Below are 6,279 nucleotides of genomic sequence, written 5' to 3'. Positions count from 1 at the left end.
GTCGTATTTCAGTGATTGATATATGCAACTAAACAGGTAAAAAATCCAGATCACTCGCGCACTGCTCTTTATCTCATTCCCACCAACCCACAAGCTTCTTATGCTCTGCCCATCCTTATGCGTTCAAACGGAGCAAATCAAATAATGAACACAAATAAGAAAGCGAAACAAAGTGGTTTTACCTTAATTGAATTGATGATTGTGGTGGCGATTATTGGCGTGTTGTCGGCAGTAGCTATTCCTGCTTATAAAAACTACGTTCAAAAGACAGAGGTTGCCTCAGCAACAGCAACCTTAAGAGGCTTGTTAACGAACATTGATATGTACCAACAAGAAAATGGCGGAACATACCCAAATAACACTAACCTTATTGGTGGAGATGGTAGCATGAATGGCTTGGGCACAATCACATTAGCTCCTGTAGGAACATCTGGCGGTACTGCAACATTTTTGTTCACTCAAGGATCGCTTCAAAGCTCAACAGCTAGTGTCCAATTTGCAAAAAACAACACTACTGGATGGAAGTGTGCAACAAAAAATATTCCAACAGATTCAAGACCAAATAGTTGTATCAATACTTACTAAATGCTAACCAACCTCCCTGCGATTCTGCGTCAGGCTCAGATATTGAGCCCGACGCAAGAACACGCAGTTATTGAACATATCAAAGCGTCTGGTGCGAGTGTGCCAGAAGCTTTGCTCGCTTTGGATTTTTTCCATCCTCATGAACTGACTGAGCAGTTAAGTACCCTTTTTGGCCTACCGGACACCGACTTAATCCGCTACGACTACCCGCAACTCTGCCAACAGCTTGGTTTGCGTGATCTCATCACCCGTTACCAAGCACTGCCGATTGCCCATAATGGCCAAACCCTGACCATCGCGGTTTCCGACCCGACCCATTTACAAGTGGAAGATGATTTTCGCTTCGCGACAGGCTTACAAGTTGAACTGGTTTTAGCCGACTACAAAGCGCTGCAAGCAGCCATCCGGCGCTTGTATGGCCGAACAATTCAAGGATCCTCTTCTTCAGGGAAAGAGATCAGCCAAGATGAACTGGCGAACTTAGTTAAGCTGTCTGATGATGAAATTCAATCGATTGAAGACCTCAGCCAAGATGACGCCCCAGTCAGCCGCTTTATTAACCAAATCCTGCTTGATGCAGTGCGAAAAGGCGCATCCGATATCCATTTCGAACCGTACGAAGCGCTTTACCGAGTACGATTGCGCTGTGATGGTATTTTGGTGGAAACGCAGCGTCCCTCAAGCAACTTAAGTCGCCGACTTGCCGCGCGGCTTAAAATTTTATCCAAACTCGATATTGCCGAGCGGCGCTTACCACAAGATGGACGAATTAAACTGCGGTTGAATCAAGACACCGCCATCGATATGCGCGTTTCCAGCCTCCCCACTTTATGGGGCGAAAAAATCGTACTGCGCCTACTTGATAGCAGCGCCGCTAACTTAGATATCGACAAATTGGGTTATAACGACCAGCAAAAACAACTCTACTTAGCTGCGCTGAAAAAACCACAAGGGATGATTTTAATGACGGGCCCGACGGGCAGCGGAAAAACCGTCTCACTCTATACGGGGCTACGCATTTTAAATACTGCTGAAGTGAACATTTCCACCGCTGAAGATCCGGTAGAAATTAACTTATCCGGCATCAACCAAGTTCAAGTGCAGCCAAAAATTGGCTTTGGCTTTGCGCAAGCATTACGCTCTTTCTTACGGCAAGATCCCGACATTGTGATGGTTGGCGAAATCCGCGATTTAGAAACTGCCGAAATCGCCGTGAAAGCGGCACAAACCGGGCATTTAGTTCTTTCTACCTTGCATACTAACTCCGCCGCCGAAACGGTAATTCGCTTGAGTAATATGGGAATTGAAGCGTTTAACTTAGCCTCTTCACTCAGTTTAATTATTGCCCAGCGTTTAGCTCGTCGCCTTTGTCGGCACTGCAAAATTGCCGTCGTGCCCTCAATGCAGTTGCAGCAACATTTTCAGCTGCTAGCGACAGAAACCATTTATGAAGCAAACCCGCATGGTTGCAACGAATGCACAGGGGGCTATTCAGGTCGAGTCGGCATTTATGAAGTGATGGCGTTTAACCCACAGCTGGCTGAAGCGATTATGCAAAAAGCAAGCATTCATCAAATAGAGCAGATCGCGAAAGCCAACGGAATGCAGACACTACAAGAATCAGGCATTGAAAAGCTCAAAAACGGCGTAACCAGCTTCAAAGAGCTGCAACGCGTGCTCTATTTCTAACGCTTTGACCCCTCTTAGCTAGCCATTGGGTGACTCTATTGTATGAACACAAAAATCAAATCAGAACTCAAAAATTATCGTTGGAAAGGCATCAATAGTTCGGGCAAAAAAGTATCTGGCCAAACTCTCGCTTTAACCGAACTGGAAGTGCGTGACAAACTTAAAGAGCAGCACATTCAGATCAAAAAAATCAAAAAAGGGGGCGTCTCTTTTATCACCCGCTTGACTCATCGCGTGAAGGCCAGAGACATCACTATTCTGACACGCCAATTGGCGACCATGCTGACCACGGGCGTGCCCATCGTGCAAGCCTTAAAACTGGTCGGAGATAACCATCGTAAAGCCGAAATGAAATCCATTTTGTCGCAAGTCACCAAAGGGGTTGAAGCCGGAACGCCAATTTCCAAAGCGATGCGTACCGCCAGCACCCATTTCGATACCTTGTATGTTGATCTCATTCACACAGGCGAACAGTCAGGTAACTTGGCTGAAGTGTTTGAGCGGCTAGCGACTTATCGAGAAAAAAGTGAACAACTGCGCGCTAAAGTCATTAAAGCGCTCATCTACCCAACCATGGTGGTGTTGGTCGCGTTAGGTGTTTCTTACTTAATGCTTACTATGGTGATCCCTGAGTTTGAAAGCATGTTCAAAGGATTCGGAGCCGAATTACCTTGGTTTACACAGCAAGTATTGAAACTCTCTCATTGGGTGCAAAGTTACAGTTTGTGGGTACTCATCATCATAATCCTCACCACAATTGCCGTGAAAGCAGTACGGCAAAAATCTTTTTTAATACGCTTAAAAACCAGCCGATTAGGATTAAAGTTTCCCATTCTTGGCGGGGTGATAGGCAAAGCCTCTATTGCTAAATTCAGTCGCACACTCGCCACCAGTTTTAGCGCAGGCATTCCGATTTTAGCCAGCTTAAAAACCACCGCCAAAACCGCTGGCAATGTCCATTTTGAGACGGCGATTAATGAGGTCTATCGTGATACGGCAGCCGGTATGCCAATGTATATTGCGATGCGTAATACCGAAGCCTTTCCTGAAATGGTGCTGCAAATGGTGATGATTGGTGAAGAATCAGGCCGATTGGATGACATGCTCAATAAAGTCGCCACCATTTACGAATTTGAAGTTGATAATACCGTCGATAACTTAGGTAAAATTCTCGAACCATTGATCATTGTCTTTTTGGGTACGGTGGTCGGTGGTTTGGTGGTGGCAATGTACTTGCCCATCTTTAACTTAATGAGTGTATTAGGATAGTATTAGCACTGCTAATCTTTTAATTATCGAGTCTGTGCATGGAAGTTTTTATTTATTACCCTTGGCTCTTTCCACTTTTTGCAGCGTTGTTTGGCTTAATCGTGGGGAGTTTTCTCAATGTGGTCATTTATCGTCTACCCAAAATCATGGAGCGAGAATGGCGACAAGAGTGCGCTGACTGCTTTCCCGAATATCACATTGCGCCACCGGAAGGGCAACTCACGCTCAGTGTCCCCCGTTCTAGCTGCCCACACTGTGATACGCCAATCCGTATTATTGACAATATTCCGCTACTCAGTTGGCTCTTTTTAAAAGGGAAATGTTCCCGTTGCCAAGGTCCGATCAGTGCACGCTATCCTTTGATTGAACTGCTCACCGCCAGTATGAGCTTTGTCGTGGCTAGCCACTTCGGTTTTAGTTATTTTTCACTAGCGCTATTGTTTTTCACTTTTGTGCTAATCGCGGCGACGTTTATCGATTTCGATACCATGCTGTTACCCGACAAGCTGACACTGCCACTACTGTGGGCGGGCCTCAGCTTATCATTGATGCACATTAGCCCAGTCAGTTTGCAAGATGCGGTGATCGGCGCCATTACTGGCTATCTGAGCTTATGGTCGGTCTATTGGCTGTTTAAACTCGTCACAGGCAAAGAAGGAATGGGTTATGGCGATTTCAAACTTCTGGCTGCTCTCGGCGCTTGGTTGGGCTGGCAATATATGCCCATCATCATCCTCATGTCATCTGTGGTTGGCATTGTCTTTGGCCTAATTCAATTGCGCTTGCAAAAAAAAGGGATCGACAAAGCCTTTCCTTTTGGCCCCTATCTCGCCATTGCCGGCTGGCTAACCTTGTTGTGGGGTAACGATATTATGAGTTGGTATTTAGGTTCAATTATGGGGTTATCGTCATGGGGTTAGTGGTGGGTTTAACCGGCGGGATTGCCAGCGGAAAAAGCACCGTTGCTCATTTATTTCAGCAGCATTTCTCGATTGATGTCGTGGATGCTGACATCATCGCTCGAGAAGTCGTCGAACCAGGTAGTGAAGGATTAACGGCGATTTGCGCGCACTTTGGCCTTGCCATATTAAAGCCCGATGGACAATTGGATCGCACCGCGTTAAGAGAAAAGATCTTCGCTGATGAGCAAGAAAAGGCTTGGCTTAATCAGCTTCTTCACCCCATGATCCGTGCAAAAATGATCGCTGATTTAGCAAAAACCACCTCGCCTTATGCTTTATTGGTTGTGCCATTATTGATAGAAAATAACCTACAAACCTTAGTTGATCGCATCTTAGTGGTTGATGTTGATCTAAAAACCCAAATCGCTCGCACTATGGCAAGAGACAAGGTATCAGAACAACAAGTCCGTTCGATCTTAGCTGCTCAAGCGAGCCGTGAGCAAAGATTGCAATACGCTGACGATGTGATTAAAAATAGCGCAGAAAACCAAAAACTTTTGCCTCAAATCACAGAATTACACAAAAAGTATCTAGCCATATGCAGCCTAAGTCTGTAAGAATAACCCAGACCGGACCTAAGGCTAGCTAGATGACCACGCATAAGTTTGAACACCCACTGAACGAAAAAACTCGTATCTATTTAAGAGTCGAAGCACTGCTTAACCAGTTGATGCATTCCGCTCAGTTTCGTGACGGTATTCAACACCAACTCTTCTTTCGTTCATTGTTTGATTTACTCGAAATCTTCGAACAGATCCAACTCAAAAGCGAGTTGGCTAAAGATATTGAAAAACAGCGTTTGAACTACCGTAGCTGGCTCAATGTGGATGGTGTTGATCAAGAAATGTTGCTATCGCTCCTTGAAGAGATCGACGAGGTGCATCGTAATTTAATGAGCGCTGAACGCTTTGGTCAATCACTCAAAGAAGATCGTTTCTTAAGCACGATTCGCCAACGTTTTAATTTACCGGGCGGGTCGTGCTGTTTTGACCTGCCAGCCCTGCACTACTGGCTACACATTCCGATAGAAAAGAAGACCCAAGATGCGCACCAATGGATGGAAACGCTGCGACCGTTATCAGATGCGTTGCAACTTTGGCTAAAGTTAACCCGCGAAACGGGCCATTTTAAAGCACGCCTAGCACGATTAGGTTTTTATCAAAGCGATGCAGAAGACGCCAATATCTTGCGCTTGTCGATCCCACTTGAGTATGGGGTATACCCCATGATCTCAGGACATAAAAATCGCTTCGCGATTAAGTTTATCGAATTCCAATCAGGCCAAGCAACAGGGCGCGATATCGAGTTTGATCTCGCCGTCTGCTGTTAATCAATTCCGCTTCAATTCCCGACTGACTCTTACTTTCCATTGCGTTAGGTAATACACTTACGCCTATCCATCGTTACTTGAAGTCCGTTATGTCAAAGAAAATTACCATTGTAAAATGCCCGCAGTGCAAAACCGATGTCGAATGGGGAGAACAGAGCCCTTATCGTCCTTTTTGTTCCAAACAGTGTCAGATGATCGATTTTGGCGAGTGGGCCGATGAGGAAAAAAGTATTCCCGGTGCACCGGATATGTCAGACAGTGATGGTTGGTCAGAAGATCAATATTAGCGCACATATAAAACACATGTAAAAATCCGCCTTCTTAGAAGGCGGCTTTGGTTTATAGCCCCCTATAAGGGGGCATCCCTGCGCTGCTAGTTTATCTTCAACTCTAACTGCGCCTCATATTCTTGATCTTTCTTGTCTTGGTGCCTTACGTAACGCC

The 6,279-nt window shown here is 45.5% G+C and carries 7 protein-coding genes; all 7 read left to right on the top strand.

Annotated features, from left to right (window positions below):
- The first annotated feature begins 144 nt into the window (after positions 1-144).
- The 7 genes from B9J84_RS01580 (at position 145) to yacG (ending at position 6,122) form a co-directional block, all read left to right on the top strand.
- Positions 145-585 (top strand): pilin, encoded by a 441-nt coding sequence (locus B9J84_RS01580; RefSeq protein ID WP_179217496.1) that lies wholly within the window; start codon positions 145-147, stop codon positions 583-585.
- The gene (pilB, locus tag B9J84_RS01575; protein ID WP_094123373.1) at positions 586-2,274 is read left to right on the top strand and encodes a type IV-A pilus assembly ATPase PilB; all 1,689 of its coding nucleotides are present in this window, start codon (positions 586-588) and stop codon (positions 2,272-2,274) included.
- 42 nt (positions 2,275-2,316) lie between these two features.
- Positions 2,317-3,543: a type II secretion system F family protein gene (locus tag B9J84_RS01570; protein WP_047688859.1), complete on the top strand. Its 1,227-nt coding sequence runs from the start codon at positions 2,317-2,319 to the stop codon at positions 3,541-3,543.
- Positions 3,544-3,581: 38 nt separating this feature from the next.
- Positions 3,582-4,463 carry an A24 family peptidase gene (locus tag B9J84_RS01565; RefSeq protein WP_094123372.1) on the top strand — a complete coding sequence of 294 codons (882 nt, stop codon included), beginning with the start codon at positions 3,582-3,584 and terminating at the stop codon, positions 4,461-4,463.
- On the top strand, positions 4,454-5,062 hold the full coding sequence (gene coaE / locus B9J84_RS01560) for a dephospho-CoA kinase (protein ID WP_064624393.1): 609 nt from the start codon (positions 4,454-4,456) through the stop codon (positions 5,060-5,062). The genes B9J84_RS01565 and coaE overlap by 10 nt, the downstream gene beginning before the upstream one ends.
- A gap of 32 nt (positions 5,063-5,094) precedes the next feature.
- A complete protein-coding gene (gene zapD / locus B9J84_RS01555; RefSeq protein ID WP_013857689.1) occupies positions 5,095-5,835 on the top strand; it encodes a cell division protein ZapD in 741 nt (246 codons plus the stop codon).
- An 89-nt stretch (positions 5,836-5,924) separates the two neighbouring features.
- Positions 5,925-6,122, top strand: coding sequence for a DNA gyrase inhibitor YacG (yacG, locus tag B9J84_RS01550; protein WP_094123371.1), 198 nt, complete (start codon positions 5,925-5,927; stop codon positions 6,120-6,122).
- The last annotated feature ends 157 nt before the right edge of the window (positions 6,123-6,279 follow it).

This window comes from Vibrio sp. V03_P4A6T147 (assembly GCF_002241085.1).
GTDB lineage: Bacteria > Pseudomonadota > Gammaproteobacteria > Enterobacterales > Vibrionaceae > Vibrio > Vibrio anguillarum.
The sequence above is the reverse complement of the archived record's forward strand: the minus strand, read 5'-3'. Positions and strand labels throughout refer to the sequence as shown.